The sequence below is a fragment of the Bartonella sp. PS7NMGDW genome (assembly GCF_042193585.1).
Lineage (GTDB): Bacteria > Pseudomonadota > Alphaproteobacteria > Rhizobiales > Rhizobiaceae > Bartonella > Bartonella grahamii.
In genome coordinates this window covers 28,637-50,384 of the sequence record NZ_JBHILX010000003.1, presented here as the reverse complement: position 1 = coordinate 50,384, position 21,748 = coordinate 28,637, and the positions used below count along the sequence as shown (strand labels likewise).

The window sequence follows — 21,748 nt, the reverse complement described above, 5'->3', positions numbered from 1 at the left end:
ATTCTGCAAGAGAAATTTTGTAGAAAAGGGATATTTTTAGCATTTTTTTGCCTCCAATAGAGAGGTTTTAAAAATTATGGTTAATAAAACATCTGCTAGAAAATTAACTTCAAAGCACTGGGAATATATAAAAATTGCTGATAATACTGATATTGGACACATTAGTAGAAGCCAACTTATTTTTCTTGTACAAGAATTACCTATAATTGGTCTTATCAAAGGAACGGAAGTCCATTTATTAACCAAACTTTTGAATACTGTACCCGTTTCGCATTTTGAAAAAGGTAAAATTCCACTAGTTTTTAAAAGCAACCATCAAATTGGTCTGGAAATTGGTTGTACGTCTGTTCATGTAAGTAGATTACTTTCACGCCTTTTTGATAAAGGTCTTATTGTGATGCGGGATTCTGGTAATTATAAACGCTATAGTTTTAATTCTGCTAATCACGTACCAATTGCTTGTGGTATTGACCTTAGCATTTTAATCGCGCGTTACCCTGAACTTCAGCACTCTATTTTAACGATTAAAGAAGAAAAGAAACATCATGATATGGTTGTTAGGACCTTTTGTGGTGTTTGTCGTCGATTGCAGCTTCGTATTGAAGAGATAAAATTTACATCTATTGCTTCAATGTTTTTAAATCGTATGAATAAGATTAAATCTGTTCTTGGGTCCCCTTTTAAAGCGTCTACCTTTAAATTGGAAAAAGCTATTAAGCTTTTTAATTGGCTCCTAGATCGTTTATTTTTTACAAAAATGTTATGCACAAATAACAAAAATGTTATGCAATTACTAATACAACCCCTAACTATGATTGTAATTGTAACAAAAACGAGTGTTCAGAAAAATCTGAACACACTCAAATCAATAACATGACCTTTGGTCATGAAAAAAAGGCTTATGAAAAAATAGAGAAAGGTAGAAGCGAATTATCCCTATCTTCAAAAAACACTACATTGCTTCCAATCAAATCAGAATTTTTAACGCAAGCTTTGCCTCATGTTGCTATGTTCATGAAACATGGATTGCAATCTGAAAGAGATTTAATCGGATCCATGGATTTTTTAGCGAAAATAAAGGGGATTTCTTTTCAGGAACTTGAAGAAGCTAAAGAGACTATGATGAAAAAGATGTGCTTTCTTTTATAGTAAAAGAAAGCACATTGGGGGGATTAGAGTGACAGCTTTACATATTTTACTTTGAAAAGCGGTCTTTTTTATCTTTTTTCCACAAAAAATAAGTTACAAGTCCGAGAATGGGAACTCTCAATTTGGCAAAAGGGAAATGTTGACTGAGAGCTGCAAGGCTGGAAACGGTCGCGTCTGTCATGAGTTTGTGGCGTTGTTCTTCTGTCTTTTTTTGTTGGTCATAGCGTTGATAAGCCTTGAGAACACGATTGATAATAAGACCTAATCCTGCAAGAGAAAGACAAATTAAAAACATGATACTAGCGGCGGCAAGAGGTTTCATAACAGAACATAATGCAATAAAAACGATGATACATAAAAAAAGCAAAGACATGAAGAATGAAATGCCAATAAACCCATAGCAAATTGCTTGAAGGCGTACTTGTTTGACTGTGCTTTTAAGCCCTCCACCGACAAGATGGTTTAAAAGAGGAGCGATAAACTTATGCATTGCTTAACGACGCAGTAATTGAGAAAGAATAAAACCAACCCCTGCAGCAAACAAAACGCTTTTACCAGGATTTTTGCGAACGCATTGATTCATGGTTTGTTCAAGATCACTGATTTTTTCTTTTGCTTGAGACATCATGTCTTCACCACTTTCTTTCGCTGAGTGATATAGTTTTTCCGCTTTGTCTTTGGCGGCGTTGAATTTGTTTGCACCAAGATCTGTTAGGGTTGAGGTAATCCCTGAAATTTCAGTGCGTAACGTTTCTAATTGTCCTTGTAGGTCTTTTTCTACGGCTGATTTATCGTGCTGTGTTGTTTTATTATGGGCCATGATATTTTTCCCTCTTGATTCATTATATTTGCATTGGTGTGTTCATAGTGATCATTTGCATTGGAGTGAAAATTTTCACTGCTTGAGTAACGCCAAAAGTTTTTTTTGGTTCCTTTCACTTTGTCGAATTTAAAACTGTTTTTGATAAAATAAATCTTTCCTATACAATATGCTCTGTTCGTAAAGGATTACATCGGTTGAAAATTGTCTTATGCTTTTGCAGGAATTTAGCACCATTCTTCAGTTTCTCATGGCACAGTTTTTATAAAAGTTTTTTTAAAAAGCGGGTTGAGGCTTATTTTTTGGGCTTGTGACAGATAAAAAACATGGTTATTGTGATTTTGCGGCAGAAGTAATGTCATTTTTATGCTTTTGCAGAAGAAAAAGAAAATGCTATTTCTGTTCTTTGCTCTCTATGTATTTGAGGGCTAATCGCGCTCTCCCATTATACTTTTGGTCAGTTTAAGATATTGCGATCGTTCTTTTTTAAAAAAAGGTATATTTTTATTTGGATAGAAGGTACTTTAGTGCACTGATTGTTAGAGAAGTGCATATCCTTTTCTCCAAGGATTTTATGATATTTTTGCTGCTTATTCCATGAAAGAAATTATTTTGTTGGATTTAAAAGAGCCGCTGAAATGAAAGAAGCTTTGCGATATGAGGGATTTATTCAACAGGAACGATGATAAATTATTCTTATAAATGAAAATATTATATGCAATATTTCTTGTAAATTTATCATTTTGCCTAATTTATGCAATAAATTGATTGAGTAAGATAAACTTGTTGAATTGTTAGAGAAAAATTTCTTGAGTGATTTCTTTAGAATAAGAGAGAGCTTGTGGAATAAAACTATACTTGATTTATCAAGTTTTCTTTCTTAAGAGGAATGCGAAAGCGACGTTAAAAGGGTAGTGGCATTGTGGAACAGTGATGCTGTGCGGGGTGACGATCCAGCTCATAAATAAAGATAAGAGCACAAGAATGTGAGATAAAAATGGAATCTGAAACAGTCCCTTTAGATAAAACAGTCCCTTTAGATAATATGTCTTCTGTATTGACAGTGCATGATTTTTCTCCTCTTTCTATGTTTATGGCTGCTGATTGGGTGGTGAAAGCCGTTATCATTATTTTGTTACTTGCTTCACTTATGTCTTGGACAATTGCTTTTGTGAAAATTGTTGAGATCACTTTGGTAAAACGAAGAGTACGTCATGAACTTCAATTGGTTCTTAATGCTCAGACTCTTACGCGTTTGGCAGCTAGCTTGAAAGAAAGCAAAGGGGCTGGGGTGTTTTTTCTCAAAGAAGTTCTTAAAGAGGTGTATCTTTCTACACAACAGGTTCATTTTTCTGCTCCTGAAGGGATAAATAAAAGCTCTGGTGAAAAAACCAGTGCAGGGGAAAGTGCACAAACGATTGAAGATATTCTCTTTTATGAGGAGAGCAATCAATATGAAGATGTTTCCCGCGATGTTCGCGATGCTAAGGCTCGCGATGTTCATGAAGGTTTAAAAGAAAGGGTTCATTCACTTTTGTCACGCTGCTTGCTGGCTGCTACACGCCGTGTTGCATGTGGAAGCGCTGTTCTTGCAACTATTGGCGCAATTGCTCCCTTTGTTGGTCTTTTTGCAACTGTTTGGGGAATTATGAATTCTTTTATTGGGATTGCTCAGTCTCAAACAACGCGACTTGATGTGGTGGCGCCTGGAATTGCTGAAGCCTTATTCGCAACGGCTATTGGGCTTTTTGTAGCTATTCCCGCCGTTGTTATGTATAATAGCCTTATGCGTGCTTTGAATGGTTATCGCAATGATTTAGGTGATATCGCTGCGGCTCTTGAAAGGCTCTTGAGCCGTGAACTTGATAGACAAAGACAACAGAAAAGTCATAAAAAATGAAAGCAAGCCTTAATAATGATTGGGATATAGACGAGAGTGGGTTGCAAAGCGAAATCAATGTGACTCCTTTTATTGATGTTGTATTGGTGTTGCTTATTGTTTTTATGGTTGCAGCGCCTTTGGCAACATCTGCCATTCCCGTTCAGCTTCCTTCTATAACTCAAGCACCTTCAGTGGTTCAGTCTGATGAACCCCTTTATGTTACTTTGCAAAAAGATCGTTCTCTTTACATTGGTGATCATCTTGTAGAACAGGCAGCTTTAAGAGAAGCTTTGTTGAGGGAAACGACGCAAAATTTAGAGACAAAAATTTTAATCAAAGCCGATAGCGAAATTGATTATGGTACTGTCATCGATTTATTAAATCAAATACGCATGGCTGGATATAATAAAATCGGTCTTGTAGGATTGCAAAACTCTACCAATCTTACCTCAAGAGGTGAGATCAATAATAAAACAACAGGGGTAGCGGACGTTGCTGTCGATGGAGCGGGTGGTAGCGCGGGTGGTAACGTTGTGGGGCATGTGAATGCCGTAATAACGGGCACTGCGGTAAACGCTAATATTCCAGCCGATGCCCTCTGACCAGTGATAAAAATAGCCTTTGTTGCAGGAAGCAAAGCATATGACTCAAAGTCGTAGAGTGAAATTGATGAGGGTTTTGTCGTGGATTTATTAAACCCAATACGCATGAGTTTGATATTACGCAGGGGAGGCATATGCAGGGGGTTTATATTATGCAGGGGGTTTATATATTGAATCGGTTTTTTTAGGATTAAGCACTGCTCATCTTGCCTCAAGAGGTGCGATCAAGAAAAACAGCAAGGGTGATTGTTGTGTGCCTTAATATATCTTAAAGCCCTTTTTGCGACGGTGTTTATAAATGGTATAACGGTAAAGCCTCCCGTAAAATAATAAAAAATCTATTGAACCTCACTATCTTTATGCTTAACAAAAGAGCAAGCGAGCACCATTATAGTATTTATATTTTCTCCCAATGTTGTGACAGTGCTGAGTACAAGTATTCATTATAGGCATTTTTCCAGTTTTTATCCACATGCTAGCCACGTTTGGAACGTGAGAGACATGCTTTTGATTGATTTAATATAAATAGATTTGCAATGAAACAATCTTACAGTATTGAGATCTCTCATTTAAGTTGAAAGACAATTCATTATTATAAATCAATATGATATATAGATTGTCGACATTACAAGCGGTGTGTGAGCTTTTAATGGTTAATGCCAATGTTTTTGTTATGGGGGAGGGGTATCCGGTGATAATGAAGTTTTGTGTAGTACAAGAAACGTAATTGAGAGATGATTGTTTAGAAGTGCGTTTAGTGAAAAAACTTTGAAAGTAGTAAACGCGCACTCCTTCTACACTTTAAAAGCCCAAGGGGTTTTAAGTGAAAGAGTGGTTAGAATAAGTGTGTGTTATATTTTAAGGGGAGCGATTTTTTCAGAGCTTCTTAAGTATGACCCGTTGAACCGAAACCTCCTGTTTCACGGCTCTCGTTATGGCTTTGGGTATTTTGCTCTGGTTCAATAGCGCAAACTTTGACTTGGAATACGGGGGCGATGACTGTTTGGGCAATGCGCATTCTCCGTTTAAATAGAAAAGTTTTCTTGGCTCGAATTGATAAGAAGAACTTTGACTTCACTTCCGGATAATCACACTCAATCGTTCCTAGAGTATTGAGGCATGTGATGGCGTGTTTTAAGGCTAAGCTAGAGCGTGGACGTATTTGTGCTTCAAGCCCACGTGATAAATGAAAAATGAGACCCGTTGGAATGAGTGCGCGCTGCCCTGGGGCAAGAACAAGCGTTTCTTCTTCTCCAATTGCTGCTTGTAAATCCAAGACCGGCAGAACCAGTCGTTGCGTAGTGAAGAAGTTTCCTTGTTCCAAGTGCAAGACGCTGAAGGGATAAAGTTAGGGCATGTGAAGATTGAGAAGAGACAGAGGAAGAGTAAGGATGATCGTTTAGAGGGGTGTTTGGTAAAAAAACTTTGAAAGCAAATGCGCACTCCTTCTATACTTTAAAAGCCCGAAAGACTTTCAGTGAAAGAGTAGTTAGAATAAGCGAGTGTTATATTTTGAGGGGAGTGATTTTTTCAGAGCTTCTTAAGTATGTCCCGTTGAACCGAAACCTCCTGTTCCACGGCTCTCGTTATGGCTTTGGGTATTTTGCTCTGGTTCAATAGCGCAAACTTTGACTTGGAATACGGGGGCGATGACTGTTTGGGCAATGCGCATTCCCCGTTGGATAGAAAAGTCTTCTTGGCCTAAATTGATAAGAAGAACTTTGACTTCACCACGGTAATCACTATCAATCGTTCCTGGAGTGTTGAGGCATGTGATGCCGTGCTTTAAGGCTAAGCCAGAGCGTGGGCGTATTTGTGCCTCAAAACCAGGTTGAAGGTGAAAAATGAGACCCGTTGGAATGAGTGCGCGCTGCCCTGGGGCAAGAACAAGCGTTTCTTCTTCTCTAATTGCTGCCCGTAGATCAAGACCCGCAGAACCAGCCGTTGCGTAGTGAGGAAGTTCTAAACCTTGTCCATGCTCAAGACGCTGGATCGATAAGGTTATTTGTTGTGGAGGGGGAGAAGGAAATGCATTCGAGGAAGAAGGACTCTTTTGGCTGTTCAGGTGCGTAGAAGGCATGGTCAAAGCATCTCCAAAATAGAAAAAACAAACACAACTCTAACAAAAGATTCCGTTTGAAACAAGCAGCGAAAAATCTATAGATGGGACGATGGGTTTTGCTGCTTGTTTTGTATGGGAAATGCTTATTTTTCATGCTGTTTGTTTTAAATACTACCAATGAAGATACCCGTAGCAAAAACGAGCGCTCCGCCAATAATAACTTGTAACGATGCACGCCAAAAGGGAGTTGACATGAATTTGTTCTGAATCCAGACGATGGCGCCTAGTTCGAAAAAAACAATGATAAAAGCAATAATTGTTGCTACATAAAAAGAGTTGATCAAATAGGGAAGAGTATGGCCTAATCCTCCTAATGTTGTCATAATGCCGCTGGCAATACCTCTTTTTAATGGCGAACCACGCCCTGATAATTTTCCGTCATCGTGGGCTGCTTCTGTGAAACCCATTGAAAGTCCTGCACCAATTGAAGCTGAGAGCCCTATCAAAAAAGTTTGGTGCGTGTCTCCCGTGGCAAAAGCTGCGGCAAAAATGGGGGCAAGGGTCGAGACAGAGCCATCCATTAATCCTGCAAGACCTGGTTGAATCCAAGTCAAAAGTGTTTGTCTTTGCGTTTTCGAAGGTTTTTTTATGGTGTTATTGGCCACTGTTGTTTTTGGGGATGGATGGCGGCTCTTGCCTTTCACAAGAGAAGTTTTGTCACATAACGAACCGATAGTGTTTGCACGATTATGGCAAGAAAGGCACAAAAGTTGCTTATAATTTTTAAGCTCTTGAAGCCCCATGGCGGTAAAAACCGCGGCTTCCTTAGAGGAATAAGGTTCTAGAGCTTTTGCATATTTTAAATAGAGCGCCGCATGTTGCTCTTTTAATTTGAGCGCTTTAAGCATCACGTTTTGTGCTGAACGAAAGGACAGAGCTTTACGTTGTACAAATGAAAAAAACAATTTCAACATTTTCTGTTCCTTTGCACTTTAGAATAATTCTAAAACATAAGAAAAATAAACCAAAAGTCAATCTAAAAGTTAAAAACTGACAAATTACAAAAAGGTTGCACTGAGAAAAAAGGTGCTGGGATGCTGAGAAAGTACAAGGAGATTTATCAAATGGAGACGACAGGGGCGCATGAAAGAAATAATTGCGTGAAAAAATTTAAGAGACAATGTGCTTTATTTTGCTAAAGGGGCGTTTGAATGGAGCATTCTAATGTATTGATGCTCGAGAATATAGGAAAGGAATAAGCTAGCATCATCATTCATTTGATGCGTTCAAAAGACTGTAACAGCTCTTGGACTTTGAAATGATTCTTTAAAAAGAGATCTTTTTCAAGGGATAAAAGCCCATTTCGCGAGGGGGCCCCTGTGAAGAGTATAGAAGGGTAGAGCCGCAAAATTTCCATGAAATAATATAAACTCCATTGAGTCTTCTTAATCTTTACGCTTCATAAAAGAGCAAGCCGGCATCATCGTACACCTTAGCTCCCAGTGTTGTGACAGTCTTTAGCACGGTTCATTATAGGCATGGCATTTTATTGTACAGTTTTACGCCACTTGATCCCACTTGTGGAGGTGTAAGACAGTATTCTTATGATATTTACGCGCATTTTAGCGTTGTTACAGCTTTTGCATTTAGGTGGATTTGTTAGCGTGTAACGAATTATCTTTTGTGCTGTAATTGCAGGGACAGGTTTAAGGGTGGGAGTGCATAAATGAAGAGATATTATCCATATTAAATTGTTTGAGATCACGCATAAAAATTTATGCTTTATGAAGGGGCATTTATCGCCTTGTAACTTGCCTGATATCTTGCATGAAAGCCCAAAATTCAGTAGGATTCTCTCACTTCAAAACTTCTTATATTGAAACAATTCAAATCATTTTCTTGTGTATCACAAGGAGGGGTGTGGGTGCTGTGTTTTTATTTAAAGTATGGGATGAGTTGAAATGTGAGAAGTGCATAATCTCTACGCGTTAACAAACGTTTTTGATGTTTTTAAAAAAGAGCGAAATTGTGCAGATAAAAAAGGGAGCATATATGGAAAATAGTGATGGTTTGAAATTTTGGCGGCTTTCTGAAAAACTAACAATACTGCAGGCAGCGCTTTTAATAGTTGGATTAAATCCAGGAAAGTATTTGTTTGTCAACAAATTAGAACCAGAAAAAAGTGATATTTACGAAGATAACCTTTCCGTATCATCAGAGAAAACTGCTAATTTCCGTGCAGCTTATCATGCTATCGTTCAAGCGGGAAAAAGCAATCGATTAGAGATAGAATGGTCGTACTATAATTTTTCGGATTTTATAGATGCAGATTCCTCATATGTTCGCGTTGATGATTTAAAAGAATGGCTTTCATCGCGTGGTCTGTACCCTCCATTTTTTTTCCCTGAGGATGATTCTGCTGAGACTAAGGACCAAAAATATTATGCGTTTCAAGATCCAACGCATCCACGTTATGCTCCAAAGCTTGCTGCTATTGTTGCGGCATGGGAAGCGGTGAGTGAGGTTGAGGGTGGTAAAACTGTTAAAGGAACGCTTGCAAAATGGTTGCAACAGAATGCTGATCAATATGATTTACACAATAAGAAAAATGGTAAGTTAAAAAAGGATGTTATTGAGGAATTAGCGGCTGTTGCGAATTGGGAACCTACCGGAGGGGCGCCTAAGACACCTGCCAGCTCTCTTTTATCAAAAGAAAAAAAATAAAAAGATCACTAAAATTGTGCTGCTTTTTTTGATAATTTTGAAGATAATCTCTTTTTCTGGGGGAGTTTTTTACTTTTCTTCCCTAGATTATAAGTAATTGTTTTTCAATGAAAATAATTTTTATAGTGTTCCTCTGACGGTTCAGACGGGGAAAATAGACATTTTGGGGCAGTAAAATTTACCCTGTAGTTTTCGTAACGTACCTCTCTATTTTTGTTTGATTTTTTTGGGCATTTTGCAATCCGTTGTCAATTTAAGGAGAGTAACATGATTAAAGTTAATCTTTTTTTTACTATGCGTAAAAGTGTGAAAATTTTTCGGGGAAATGTACGGATATTTGGCAATGTGCTGCGGATGAGGTGGTACATAAATCGTTTAGAATAGGGGTATTATCGCGTTGGTTAAAGTTTGAATGATCGCTGTTATTCAAATAGTCGAGGTTGAGCGTTGTTAAAGCTTTTGCATTTAGGTGGATTTTTTAGCGTGTAACGAATTGTTTTTGTGCTGTGATTGTAGGGGCAGGTTTAAGGGTAGGAGTGCATAAATGAGAGAGAGATTATCATATCAAACAGTGTTCAATTTATCGCATTGCATTGTTATGAATATAGCTGATCAAATTTTATTTATCATGTAGAGTGGGGAAAAGTTAACAATATTAATTGAATCTAAAAAAACATAAACTGTAATCTGAATTACAGTTTATGTTATTAAGTATTAAATAAGCTTACTGTTTAAACTGTATTTAAGTGAAACGTTGTTTAAACGAGCATCCACGCACTGTCCGCAAAAGCATCAAATGCTCTTTCACTCGGTGTACGATAGGGAGGCCGCTTTTTAGAAAACAACCATGAAAAATACGCAATAAGACCCCAAAGTGCTGGTGCAAGTCCCATCATAATTCCTACCTTTACAACACCTTTTTTAAAATCTTGTTCAGTGCTTTGTGTTGAAATATGATCCATAACCATATCAATAGCTTTAACAACTTTATTTTCTTTTGACACTGTAGAAGCAAAACTAGAATCTTGAGAATGACTATTCAAATAATAAGCATTAGCTTCCAAAACCTGTGAAAAGAAAAAGGCTATTGTAACAATATATAACGCGATTTTTTGAAATATTTTCATTATAATGATCCAAATTTAAAAGATTTAATCAAAAAAGTTTTTTCATTACACCTTCTAAACAAAATAGAAAAAGTACCGTGGCATCCCATGATGCATAATTAAATTATGTGTTTAAGGTGCTGCTAATACAAAGTGTTAAATTACACATTTTGTATTATACCTAGGTAAGTTCCATAGTTTATTGATTTTGTAAACTTTTCAATTTTGGTTTTTAACTTAAATTATATTATTGTTTTTATTATAATTATTGTATCATCTGTTTTGGTGAATCGTAAACGCAATTCTATATTATTAACGGAGATATTTTAAATAAACAAAATGTAGTTTTATTGTGGTGTAAATGACATATGATCTGTATGAAGTATTGATGCAATTTTTAAGATATATTGCGGTGTGAAGTAATCATTTTATGTTATATCGTAAAAACACTATTTTGCGGTATGGTGATGTAAGTTCTGTGTTTAGCGTTATCGTTATCAATCGGTTATCATATGGTAAGTAAACTAATATTATTCAGATTACATAAGCATTGTTAGCTCTCTTTACAGAAATTGATGCGTTCAAAGATGAATGGAGTATTCTGTGTAGTTCTTAGTGCCTGAATCATTAAATGCTCTTTACTATTTTTTCTTTTCAAAAATGCTGGCTTTTTCATCCGCTTCATCCGTATTGAGGGACGTAAATAAACAAGTTGTGAGGTCGAATATCTTTTGGTAAATTGAGCGATTGAACACTTCAAGAGCGCGAAGAACAAGGGATTGTTTGTTATGCCAAATTATGAAAATGTTTTTTTCAATCTTGGAAAGATATTCCCATTGCGGCAAATCATATAAAGTTTAAGCAACGGCAGCACGGTTTTTTGTGCAATGAAATGATAAATATGTACAACATCACGGTAATCTCCGTGGGAAACTTTACCGGATTAACAGTACGGAGAGTGCCTTCTTCTTACCCAAAATCGCAGATATTTCAAAACAACAACGGTGGAGAATGAATGTTGGATATGTTCTAGGGAAGGTTGCAAAAAATGGCTAAAAAGTTCTCAAAAAAAATACCAAAAATGACGAAAGGAGCGGTTTCCCACTCCTTCGTTCCTATCTCCCCTTTCGGGGAAGCGGCCACCATTACTGATGCCGTGTATGCTGATATAGATACACTTATTTTTCTCAAAAGTCAATACTGTAAATGCGGTAAATATTTGAGCATCAGAGCTACAACTTTATGAAAATCTTCGCTGGATAATCTTGGAACGGTACGTGAGCAACTTAAACGACTTACAGAAACTGTTGTGACATAATTGCAGATAATCCATGCTTTTTTATTCTCTATGGGAGATTGTATTGGATACGCAGCGGGATTATTGGGTTGTGATTTCGTTGAAAAAGGTAAAACTGTCACATTTCCATATAATTTTGCATTCTTAGAAAGCACTAAAACAGGCCGCTTTTTCCAAAATTCAGGGAGTATCGAATCATGAGGAAAATCGCACCAAAAAACTTGTCTGATGCGTGGTGCCGATTTGATTCGTGGTTTTATGTGAGGTGGTTTTTTGTAAGGAGCATTTAAATCCGTTTCTCTTATATGCTCGCGCCATGCATTATGATCATGTTCCATCATAACACATGGTTCTTCAAGTTTGGTTATATCTAAGGAAATAGGTGATAGGGTAGAAGGCGCTGTGTTCTTATCTTCAGCCATAGCAGACCATTTATATTTATCGGTCCCCTCACTTATTATTTTACGGCTTTTCTATCACGGGTTTTTATCAAAATGTTGCTCATAAGTACAGAGAGGTGAAACCATAAAATGGATATATCTGCTTATTTTTGTCTTTTGTGTACAACGCTAGAGGAGGGATGTTGGTGATAGGTGGGATGTTGGTGACTCGTTGGTGTTGGTGGGTTGGTTTGGCGGTGGGTGGTTTTGGGTGGTGATTGGTGACTGGAGGGTGTTGGTTAGGGGAAAACGATTGGAGAGAACGAGTGCATGCGGTTTTGTTTCTATTTTATGGTTAGAGTTTTTTATTGCTTGAAAAGAGCCCTTTTGAGGCAACATAAAAACTAATAAGCATGTAAAATAGGCTTGAGACGACATTCCAGCCGGCAAATGAAAGAAAAAGAAAGCGTGCGGATGCTTCAGAACAAGAAGGGGGATGAATGTTGTTTAATTGGTTAAGTAGCTGGTTAATGTCTGAGGTTTTTCTGACTGCGCTTAAACCACAACTGAGGGGAGCTGCCCAAAAGCCATATTCAACACCTGCATGATAAACGGCTAAAACAAGGCTGATGCACATTAAGACAAAAACACACAAAAATAAAAGTTGTATCCAAGCAGTTATGCGAAAAAAATATGCCCCAAAACCTGCTAAGAGCAAAAAGGGTATGGCCCCATAATAGGGGAAACGCTCTATGAGACACAAATCGCAAGGAAGATACCCTCCAAAATATTCAAAACCAAGGGCAAGACCTATTGTAGCGGACAAACAAAAAGCGAGAAAAAAAGCCCATAAACTTTGTTCTTTTCTGCTGGGTTCAAGATGAAGGTGCTTGTATAAAAGTGGGTGAGAAGACAAAAGGCACGCCATTAAGTCTGTTCCTTATAAAAGCTTTTTGTTTAAAAAAGCTATGAAAATCCCATAAATTAAAACGAGACTAACACAACCAATGAGAATAATCCATTTGAAATGCTGTACTAGAAAATTCATTGCTTTTTGTCCAAAATGTTTAATCAGCCATGCGAGAAGATAAAAACGAGCGCCTCTAGAAAAAATACAAATAAGAATGAAAAGTTCAAGGTGTACACTCATTACACCGGCCAAAATTGTGACAATCTTGATGGGGGGAAGATGAAAAAAACCTGATGTTATCAGTAAAATGACTAGAAATTGCAGGGTTGCACTATTTTTCAGAGATTCAAAACTTTCAACCTTACCGTAAATTTCTAAAATGGGTTTGGCAAGAGTATCATAGGCAAAATGTCCGATAAACCAACCGGCAATGCCTCCTAATACAGAACAGATAGTCGCAATCAAAGCATAGTAATAAACCCGCTTTTGATGGATAAGCAGCATCGGAATATATAAAACATCTATCGGAATTGGAAAAACAGAACTTTCAATAAAGGCAATGAAACCAAGCCAGTGTGGTGCTGTACGCCGATTTGCTAAAGAAATCGTCCAAAGCTTTAATTTGTTTAATATCATGAGGCTTTCTATAAATTTAAGAGGTAAAGACTTTACAAATGAGATTGTTATAAATCCGGTAGAGAAATCCAATAAAGAAAATATTTCATAAAACAGATAAGAAAATGATATGAATTCTTAAAAAATGAGAAGTCTTCTGTTGACGAATCTGTGCTTCTTCATATAGTGCAAAAGAATAATCGACAAGTCTGTCTCTTATAGTCCTGTCTTTTATAGCAATGTGCGGGTGTGGTGGAACTGGTAGACGCGCCAGACTCAAAATCTGGTTCCGAGAGGAGTGTCGGTTCGAGTCCGACCACCCGCACCACTTCATAAATATTTTCCTTTATCCTGTTATGGCGCATCGTGTTGATTTATAAAACATGTGGAATTGATAAACAGTGTTCAATGTTTTGCATGTTGAATGAAAAACCTCGAATACCATAGGATTCTCTCATTTTAAGTCTGTTTATTTTAAATTGACCAAAATCATGTCTCTTGTACATTGCAAGCTGGATGCGCTATTGTGGAATGAAATTTTACAAAAAATGAATAAAAATGCCTCTTAATAAACCGTTTCAAGGGCATCATTGGGGGGTAGGAGTGTATGATGGATGGTGCCAGCTTGTACTTTTATCTTGCACTTTTATGAAGTGTAAAGATGGTGCTCTATAGATTTTATATTCTTGTAGGTGCTGTCGCAAAATGGGCTTGAGGGTTTTGAGAGATGTTTCTTTAAAACACGCATGTGAATTGGCAACCAAAGTGTTTTTGATTTGAATGTATTTGGGATTTGAGCGTGTTTGAGATTTGAATGTGTTTGGTTTGGAGCGTTGTCGTATGACATGAGGGGCGTGATCCCAAAAAGGTCCGTGAGAAATACAAGCATGAGGCAATGCGTAAACTCCTTTCTTTAAAAGACAGAGCTGTAGAGGCTTAAAAGATAGGGCTTTAGAGGTTTTTGAAAGTCGTAAAACCGAAGTAAAAGGAAATGGTAAGGTTGGAAACTGGTTTTTGCCTTGACAATTTCATATTCTCCCCAAATGAAGCTGTCTCTCCGTTACAGAAATTATATAAACAGAGAACCGCAATATCCTCTCTCTACTTTGGTATGCAATAGCTGTAAAACACTGTCATTTGAAGTGTGGTCATATAGGGTCTGTAAACTTCCTTGAAAGGTTGCAGTATTTTTTTCAGTGTGTGTTGGATATTCTTAAGAGTGTTTGTTTTACTTTAGGTTTAAGGGCATTCCACGGGGAGGTGCCAAGAGGAGCCCGCCCCAAGAGTCCCCAAGAGTTGTTGTGTTCTTACAAACGGATATGATTTTAGAAATGGGTTTTTAGAATCTTGATCCTTCGAGAGTGGGGAGGCCAAGTTAACATCACCCTATAAAACTGCAATTGATGCACAATATCCATATTTATATTAAAGAAATATCTCTTAATAACTGCTCTCATTTATTTTATGATGGTGCTCAGTGGTATGGTGGTAAAGCTTTTATATTCCAAATGCATTACATGGAAGGGTGAGAGGATAGGAGCTTGCTTTAAGAGAGGGAGAGGCTTTATTGTTTCATGACTATTTGTTTACAGTTTAGTCTTAGTTTTTAGAATCTAGGTCTTTTTAGGGGGGAAAGAGGCATAAAAAAAACCCCGTTTTTAACAGGGGTTTTTAATAGTTCAATTTTTCTACAAAACTTAGAATTTATAAGCGATACCAAAGCGAAAATCATGCGTTTGAGAAGAGATTTTAAGGTCATCGTTTGCAAATTTCTTTTTAAAAAAATCTGAATAACGATATTCTGTACGCATGATGATATTATCTGTCATTGCAAGGTCAAAACCACCACCAATAGTGTAACCAAGCATTGTTTTTGTCTTATCTAACACATCGCCAGAAGCAAAAATTGTCGAATCTTCTTGCGATTTTGATAAAAGTGACATGATATATTGCATCTGTGTATAGGCTACACCCCCTGCAATATAAGGCATAAGACGATGGGAAGCAAAACCAATACGCGCACGCGCAGCACCAGACCATGTTTCTTTTAATGTTACACTGCTGACAACAATGTCACCATAGTTGGGGATTGTTTCATCCTGAGCTGCAGGTTTTATGATAGGAATCCCAGCTTCTTTAAAGGCAATGTTAATGGAGTCTAATTCATTTAGAATTTTCTTTCCATTGTCTGTTTGGGTGCTTTTCTTCCCAGACCAGACTATGTCCGTATCAAAACCGAAAACAAGGTCATCTCCCAGATCAATATTAGAACCTGCATACAAACCTGCTCTCAATCCTGATGGTTTCGGTGATAGAGTTCTATCAACCCAAGCCCATTTTCCATCCCTGGCTTCTTGTGCGTAATCTAGAATATTTTTACTGGAAAAATATCCAATTTGTCCTCCAAAATAAAAACCAGACCAAGAAAAAGGTGCAGAAACAGTAACCGGTGAGATACGTGACGATGAATCATTTTGCAATGAAACCTTCGGTTTTGATTGCTCAAAGATTACCGTATCTGCTGCTTGCGCTGTTGAAGTGGTAATGAAAGTGAAAATAGATAGTGCAATTAAACATTTTGTTTTCATAAAAAACGTCCCCAGTTTATTTCGAATACAAAGTGTATTATATACAAATTGGTTAAAGAAATCTATATTTAATATCATTATGAAAATTAAAATACTCAAAAAATCTATAATTACCCATATTTAAGCGTTCTTAAAACTTTCTTTCATGCTATTATCCCGCTTTTGTATTGATTTTTCAGTATTTTTTATATACACCCTCTTCAGAGTTCTCTTTGTTTTAGAAAAAATTATAGTATGTTAAACAGGCTTTTTATTTGTTTAAAAAATATTATTTTATATATATTAAAAGCACTCTTTGCTACTCAGTGTTAAATATATTATCCACTATGATTGATATCATTGTACTTAATATTCAATTAGTGGCAAAATGCGTATTGGCACTATCATATTCTTTTCTCGTTTCTGATATTGCGTAGCTTTGTATTGCGATAGCCTTTTGAGCACTTGAGAGGATGAGCGACTTTATTTCTTTATTTCTTTTTTTATCTATATGCCACTTTTGCTTATGACAATCCAAGCGAATAGTTTTGATTGATTGAATGGAATACGAAGAATAAGAAGGAGAAAAGTGCGAGAATTTAAAGTTTCATGAGGTTTCTCATGCGCCATGTAAAACGATAAATTCTCCTTTTCGTTCGCTTAAAGCCGGAACGTGGATGAGAGCCTAAAAACTGAATGTCGTTGGTGATTTTTAAGAGATTAACTTTAAAGAGATTAGCGCGTACACTTAGGTTTTTACGGAAATGGGTGAGGGCGCTATGATGGGTAAATGCCTCAAATTTCTTGCGAGTTGTCAAGGATATCCCCGTCAGAGAGCTGATTGTTTCAGCAAAGTCCAAAACCTTTCGGTGCATTGAGTTTTTTTCCAACAGCTGTTCCTCTATTGAGCACCCCTATCTTCACGCTTTATAAAAATGCTCCCAGACCCACTTCACGATGGTGGCTCGTGAATGGTATAACGATAAAGCCATTGAGCACCCTATCTTTACGCTTCATAAAGAAGCAAGCCGGCATCATCATTATATTTGCCAGCCCGTGGCTGTTGTGACAGACTTCTCCACAATGTTGTGACAGCCCTTGGCAGTTGAGGCGGTTCATTAGAGGCGTGTTTAGTCCTTTCTTATCTTATACAATTTCTATCCACACATTCACTTCGCCACACATTTATCTCGCTTGTGATGTGCAAGTGAGTGATTTTGATTGATTCAACATAGGACAGATTTAAAACGGGAAAATCCTATGGTATTCAGAATTCTCATTCAATATGGATAACGCTAGATGATCATTATAAATCAATACATTATCTCATTGAGATAAGAGCTACCTACAGAATGTATCAATAATGATAACATTGTAAAGCGTAACTACTATGAATTCATTAATCTTTTATATTTCGATTGAAATTATGCCTATTAATACCGATTTTTTGAGCTCATTCTGTTTGGTTAATAGCTAATAGATTGTCAAAATCAAGATGCGAAGCTAGAATGAAAAACACTTTAAGATCATATCCATTTAAATCACTTTCTGCCAGTATAGCCATTGGGTGTTGAGCCATGACTATCCACTTCTTTCCAAAACCGGATATTCCTTTCCAAAGCCGTTGTGCCTTTTAAGTACAATATAAGCAACATAAGCAACAAAACCACTCATAGCATAAATGTGGACCAGAGCCTAAAATGAACGCTGTGGGTAATCGTTATCGGTCATCATCGGGGTGTGTGCTTACACCCCGATCTTTTGACAGAAAGATTTGTTTTAAGACGTTTACATCTTTTTTAGTGGGTTGTTTATTGGGGAGCAATCATCTTTTTGGGATCAACTAATCGGTCATAATCCTCTATAGAAACGCCAGCTTTTAATGCTTCGGTGCGCAAAGTTGTATCGTGTTTATGCGCTGCTTTGGCAATTTCAGCAGCTTTTTCATAGCCAATTTCTGGTGCAAGAGCTGTGACTAACATGAGTGAGCGCTCCATGAGCGAGTGAATATGAACGCGATTGGCTCGTAATCCTTGAATGCAATGCATATCGAAAGAGCGCATGCAATCACCAAGAAGGGTAATTGATTGTAAAACGTTATAGCCAATAACAGGTTTATAAACGTTGAGTTCAAAATGTCCTTGACTTGCGGCAAAGGTTACGCTGGTGTGATTACCAAAAACTTGACATGCGACCATGGTTAAGGCTTCACATTGCGTGGGGTTAACTTTGCCGGGCATAATAGAAGATCCGGGTTCATTTTCAGGAAGACTGAGTTCCCCTAAACCGGAACGTGGACCAGAGCCTAAAAACCGAATGTCATTTGCAATTTTAAACAGATCAGCAGCAAGAGCATTCAAGCTTCCGTGGAAATGCGCAAGGGCGCCATGATGGGCGAGTGCTTCAAATTTATTGCTGGCAGTTTGGAACGTTATTCCTGTGAAAGCGCTCACTGTTTTTGCAAAAGCAATGTCAAAACCTTTTGGTGCATTCAGCCCTGTGCCAACAGCTGTGCCACCTTGAGCAAGCATGTGGACATCGGTTAGAGCATTTTCAATGCGCTGAAGATTGGCTTCTAATGCGGCACGATAGCCTGAAAATTCTTGCCCTAGGGTTAAAGGCGTTGCATCTTGGGTATGGGTGCGGCCGATTTTAATGATGTCTGCAAATTCTTGCTCTTTTTGTTTTAATGTAGCAATAAGAGCTTCAAGAATTGGTAGTAAGTGTTGGCGTGTTTGCAACGTGGTGGCAATGTGAAGCGCTGTGGGAAAGGAATCGTTCGATGATTGACTCATATTGACATGGTCATTGGGATGAACTGGTTTTTTGCTTCCAAGTTTTCCTCCCAAAATCTTACTGGCACGATTAGCAATGACTTCATTGACATTCATATTGCTTTGTGTGCCAGAACCTGTTTGCCAAACGGAGAGTGGAAAATGCGTATCAAAATCGCCGGCAAGCACTTCATCGGCGGCGGCAATAATTGCTTTTCCAATATTTTCTGGTAGTTTTCCTTTGTCCATATTTACAACAGCTGCAGCCTTTTTGATAAGGACTAAGGCATAGATGATGGCAAGAGGCTGCTTTTCACTACCAATATTAAAATTATGCAGAGAACGTTCAGTTTGTGCGCCCCAATAACGATCTTGACGTACCGCAATCGTTCCAAAGCTATCCGTTTCCTGACGTGTTTCAACCATGATAAGATCCTTTTTTGTTCACGGGTTCTCAAAAAGATAGATAACGCGAAAGTGCAATAAGAGGCAAGACTTTGAAGCTTCATTTAGAGAAATTATTTTTATGGCTATTCTTGACATTAAGAGATGCCGATTTTATATCTAACTCATACTAGCACTCTCAAGCTATGAGTGCTAGCAAGAACTTTTAAGATTAATGCAATTATGTTCAGTTTTAAGGATTTAAAACATGGCTAATATACAATTCCGCCCACTTCACGATCGTGTCGTTGTCCGTCGGGTTGAATCTGAAAATAAAACGGCTGGTGGGATTATCATCCCTGATACAGCAAAAGAAAAACCCCAAGAAGGCGAAGTGATTGCTGTTGGCAATGGCGCTCTCGATGATAACGGAAAGCGCGTGCCTTTAGAAGTTAAAACAGGAGACCGTATCCTCTTTGGAAAATGGTCTGGAACTGAAGTCAAGATTAATGGGGAAGATCTCCTCATCATGAAAGAATCTGACATTATGGGAATTATGGGCTAATTGAAGCACTTAGTTTTTCATTGTGTACTATTTTGAGAAAACTCCAAGGAGAAATTAAATGGCTGCTAAAGAAGTCAAATTTGGCCGTGAAGCGCGTGAGCGTTTGTTGCGCGGTGTCGACATCCTTGCTAATGCTGTTAAGGTGACACTCGGCCCTAAAGGTCGTAATGTGGTGATTGATAAATCATTCGGTGCGCCTCGCATCACAAAAGATGGTGTATCCGTTGCAAAGGAAATTGAACTTGAAGATAAGTTCGAAAATATGGGTGCACAAATGTTGCGCGAAGTTGCTTCTAAAACCAATGATATCGCTGGTGATGGAACAACAACAGCAACTGTTTTAGGACAAGCTATTGTGCAAGAAGGCGTTAAAGCTGTTGCTGCGGGCATGAACCCAATGGATCTTAAACGCGGGATTGATGCTGCTGTGGATGAAGTGGTGGCAAACCTCTTCAAAAAAGCAAAAAAAATCCAAACTTCAGCAGAAATTGCACAAGTAGGAACCATTTCTGCTAATGGCGCTGCTGAAATCGGTAAAATGATCGCTGATGCTATGGAAAAAGTGGGCAATGAAGGCGTCATTACCGTGGAAGAAGCTAAAACCGCTGAAACGGAATTAGAAGTCGTTGAAGGTATGCAATTTGACCGTGGGTATCTTTCCCCTTATTTTGTCACAAATGCTGAGAAAATGGTCGCTGACCTTGATGATCCTTACATTCTCATTCACGAAAAGAAATTGTCTAATTTGCAATCTCTTCTTCCTGTGCTTGAAGCTGTTGTGCAATCTGGAAAACCACTTCTCATTATCGCTGAAGATGTGGAAGGTGAAGCTTTGGCAACGCTCGTGGTTAACAAGTTGCGTGGTGGTTTGAAAATTGCTGCTGTAAAAGCTCCAGGATTTGGTGATCGCCGTAAAGCAATGTTAGAGGATATCGCAATCTTAACATCCGGACAGGTTATTTCTGAAGATGTGGGCATTAAACTTGAAAATGTCACTTTGGATATGCTTGGACGTGCAAAGAAAGTCAATATTTCTAAAGAAAACACCACCATTATTGATGGTGCTGGACAAAAGAGCGAAATTACTGCTCGCGTTAATCAAATCAAGGCTCAGATCGAAGAAACAACTTCTGACTATGACCGTGAAAAATTGCAAGAAAGACTTGCTAAACTCGCTGGTGGTGTTGCTGTTATCCGTGTGGGTGGTGCAACAGAAGTTGAAGTGAAAGAAAAGAAAGACCGTGTTGATGATGCTTTGAATGCAACACGTGCTGCTGTTGAAGAAGGTATTGTTGCTGGTGGTGGTACCGCATTGTTGCGTGCAGCAAATGCGTTGACCGTTAAGGGAAGTAATCCTGACCAAGAAGCTGGTATTCATATCGTTCGTCGTGCTCTCCAAGCGCCAGCACGTCAAATCGCAACCAATGCCGGTGAAGAAGCCGCGATTATTGTGGGCAAAGTGTTGGAAAATAATGCTGACACTTATGGTTACAATACCGCCACGGGTGAATTTGGTGATTTGATTGCTTTGGGAATTGTTGATCCAGTGAAAGTTGTGCGTTCTGCTCTCCAGAATGCGGCTTCAATTGCTAGCCTTCTGATTACAACAGAAGCAATGGTTGCTGAAGTTCCAAAGAAAGATACACCAATGCCTCCAATGCTTAGGTGGCGGAATGGGTGGAATGGGCGGAATGGATTTCTAAGCTCTTATTCCATAGAAGTAATAAAGAAACGGGCCTTCTGTGCCCGTTTTTTTTAATGCTTTTTCACGTTTTGCAACCGGTGAATTTGGTGATTTGATTGCTTTCAAGAATTGTTGATCCAGTGAAAGTTTTGCGTTCTGCTCTCCAGAATGCGGCTTCAATTGCTAGCCTTCTGATTACAACAGAAGCAATGGTTGCTGAAGTTCCA

The 21,748-nt window shown here is 38.1% G+C and carries 18 protein-coding genes, 1 tRNA gene and 2 pseudogenes; 8 read left to right on the top strand and 13 right to left on the bottom strand.

Features of this window, described 5'->3' with window-relative positions; all coding sequences use genetic code 11:
• Positions 1 to 76: 76 nt before the first annotated feature.
• Positions 77 to 877: a helix-turn-helix domain-containing protein gene (locus ACFIKJ_RS02400; RefSeq protein ID WP_375670219.1), complete on the top strand. Its 801-nt coding sequence runs from the start codon at positions 77 to 79 to the stop codon at positions 875 to 877.
• Complete coding sequence (locus ACFIKJ_RS02395) at positions 874 to 1,149, top strand: hypothetical protein (RefSeq protein ID WP_375670218.1); 276 nt, start codon at positions 874 to 876, stop codon at positions 1,147 to 1,149. The genes ACFIKJ_RS02400 and ACFIKJ_RS02395 overlap by 4 nt, the downstream gene beginning before the upstream one ends.
• 46 nt (positions 1,150 to 1,195) lie before the next feature.
• Here the strand turns inward: ACFIKJ_RS02395 and ACFIKJ_RS02390 are convergent, their stop codons facing one another.
• Positions 1,196 to 1,639 (bottom strand): hypothetical protein, encoded by a 444-nt coding sequence (locus ACFIKJ_RS02390; protein WP_375626478.1) that lies wholly within the window; start codon positions 1,637 to 1,639, stop codon positions 1,196 to 1,198.
• 3 nt (positions 1,640 to 1,642) lie between these two features.
• On the bottom strand, positions 1,643 to 1,969 hold the full coding sequence (locus tag ACFIKJ_RS02385; protein WP_375626476.1) for a YqjD family protein: 327 nt from the start codon (positions 1,967 to 1,969) through the stop codon (positions 1,643 to 1,645).
• 997 nt (positions 1,970 to 2,966) lie between these two features.
• Here ACFIKJ_RS02385 and ACFIKJ_RS02380 point away from each other — a divergent pair.
• Both ACFIKJ_RS02380 and ACFIKJ_RS02375 read left to right on the top strand, forming a co-directional pair.
• A complete protein-coding gene (locus ACFIKJ_RS02380; protein ID WP_375626474.1) occupies positions 2,967 to 3,869 on the top strand; it encodes a MotA/TolQ/ExbB proton channel family protein in 903 nt (300 codons plus the stop codon).
• Entirely contained in the window at positions 3,866 to 4,453 is a 588-nt protein-coding gene (locus tag ACFIKJ_RS02375; protein WP_375670217.1) for a biopolymer transporter ExbD, read from the top strand. Before ACFIKJ_RS02380 ends, ACFIKJ_RS02375 begins: the two co-directional genes overlap by 4 nt.
• A gap of 886 nt (positions 4,454 to 5,339) precedes the next feature.
• Here the strand turns inward: ACFIKJ_RS02375 and dut (ACFIKJ_RS02370) are convergent.
• From dut (ACFIKJ_RS02370) to ACFIKJ_RS02360, 3 genes are all read right to left on the bottom strand, one after another.
• Positions 5,340 to 5,777, bottom strand: a complete 438-nt coding sequence (gene dut, locus ACFIKJ_RS02370; protein ID WP_375670216.1) for a dUTP diphosphatase — start codon at positions 5,775 to 5,777, stop codon at positions 5,340 to 5,342.
• A gap of 216 nt (positions 5,778 to 5,993) precedes the next feature.
• Positions 5,994 to 6,533, bottom strand: a complete 540-nt coding sequence (gene dut, locus ACFIKJ_RS02365; protein ID WP_375625303.1) for a dUTP diphosphatase — start codon at positions 6,531 to 6,533, stop codon at positions 5,994 to 5,996.
• A gap of 146 nt (positions 6,534 to 6,679) precedes the next feature.
• Positions 6,680 to 7,489, bottom strand: coding sequence for a hypothetical protein (locus ACFIKJ_RS02360; RefSeq protein WP_375670215.1), 810 nt, complete (start codon positions 7,487 to 7,489; stop codon positions 6,680 to 6,682).
• 1,078 nt (positions 7,490 to 8,567) lie between these two features.
• Here ACFIKJ_RS02360 and ACFIKJ_RS02355 point away from each other — a divergent pair.
• The gene (locus ACFIKJ_RS02355; protein ID WP_375625305.1) at positions 8,568 to 9,239 is read left to right on the top strand and encodes a hypothetical protein; all 672 of its coding nucleotides are present in this window, start codon (positions 8,568 to 8,570) and stop codon (positions 9,237 to 9,239) included.
• Between the two features lie 758 nt (positions 9,240 to 9,997).
• Here ACFIKJ_RS02355 and ACFIKJ_RS02350 read toward each other — a convergent pair.
• From ACFIKJ_RS02350 to ACFIKJ_RS02335, 4 genes are all read right to left on the bottom strand, one after another.
• Positions 9,998 to 10,366: a hypothetical protein gene (locus ACFIKJ_RS02350; protein WP_375648805.1), complete on the bottom strand. Its 369-nt coding sequence runs from the start codon at positions 10,364 to 10,366 to the stop codon at positions 9,998 to 10,000.
• A 1,173-nt stretch (positions 10,367 to 11,539) separates the two neighbouring features.
• Positions 11,540 to 12,064, bottom strand: coding sequence for a type II toxin-antitoxin system PemK/MazF family toxin (locus ACFIKJ_RS02345; RefSeq protein ID WP_375651768.1), 525 nt, complete (start codon positions 12,062 to 12,064; stop codon positions 11,540 to 11,542).
• Between the two features lie 313 nt (positions 12,065 to 12,377).
• Complete coding sequence (locus ACFIKJ_RS02340) at positions 12,378 to 12,950, bottom strand: disulfide bond formation protein B (RefSeq protein ID WP_375653632.1); 573 nt, start codon at positions 12,948 to 12,950, stop codon at positions 12,378 to 12,380.
• Positions 12,951 to 12,962: 12 nt separating this feature from the next.
• Positions 12,963 to 13,568 carry a YqaA family protein gene (locus ACFIKJ_RS02335; RefSeq protein ID WP_375625309.1) on the bottom strand — a complete coding sequence of 202 codons (606 nt, stop codon included), beginning with the start codon at positions 13,566 to 13,568 and terminating at the stop codon, positions 12,963 to 12,965.
• A gap of 222 nt (positions 13,569 to 13,790) precedes the next feature.
• Between ACFIKJ_RS02335 and ACFIKJ_RS02330 the strand changes: the two genes are divergently transcribed.
• Positions 13,791 to 13,875: transfer RNA gene (locus ACFIKJ_RS02330), tRNA-Leu, on the top strand.
• 1,369 nt (positions 13,876 to 15,244) lie between these two features.
• Here the strand turns inward: ACFIKJ_RS02330 and ACFIKJ_RS02325 are convergent.
• The 4 genes and pseudogenes from ACFIKJ_RS02325 to fumC all read right to left on the bottom strand — a co-directional run bounded on the left by ACFIKJ_RS02325 (position 15,245) and on the right by fumC (position 19,314).
• The gene (locus ACFIKJ_RS02325) at positions 15,245 to 16,135 is read right to left on the bottom strand and encodes an outer membrane protein (RefSeq protein ID WP_375649085.1); all 891 of its coding nucleotides are present in this window, start codon (positions 16,133 to 16,135) and stop codon (positions 15,245 to 15,247) included.
• 644 nt (positions 16,136 to 16,779) lie between these two features.
• Positions 16,780 to 17,014, bottom strand: a pseudogene (locus ACFIKJ_RS02320) (lyase family protein); the annotation flags it as partial.
• 553 nt (positions 17,015 to 17,567) lie between these two features.
• Complete coding sequence (locus ACFIKJ_RS02315) at positions 17,568 to 17,693, bottom strand: hypothetical protein (RefSeq protein ID WP_375651771.1); 126 nt, start codon at positions 17,691 to 17,693, stop codon at positions 17,568 to 17,570.
• 232 nt (positions 17,694 to 17,925) lie between these two features.
• Positions 17,926 to 19,314, bottom strand: coding sequence for a class II fumarate hydratase (fumC, locus tag ACFIKJ_RS02310; protein WP_375670214.1), 1,389 nt, complete (start codon positions 19,312 to 19,314; stop codon positions 17,926 to 17,928).
• 226 nt (positions 19,315 to 19,540) lie between these two features.
• Here fumC and groES point away from each other — a divergent pair, with 226 nt between their 5' ends.
• Together groES and groL are read left to right on the top strand one after the other, a co-directional pair.
• Positions 19,541 to 19,837, top strand: coding sequence for a co-chaperone GroES (gene groES, locus ACFIKJ_RS02305; RefSeq protein ID WP_005774667.1), 297 nt, complete (start codon positions 19,541 to 19,543; stop codon positions 19,835 to 19,837).
• Positions 19,838 to 19,895: 58 nt separating this feature from the next.
• Positions 19,896 to 21,540 (top strand): annotated as a pseudogene (gene groL, locus ACFIKJ_RS02300) (chaperonin GroEL).
• Positions 21,541 to 21,748 lie beyond the last annotated feature (208 nt).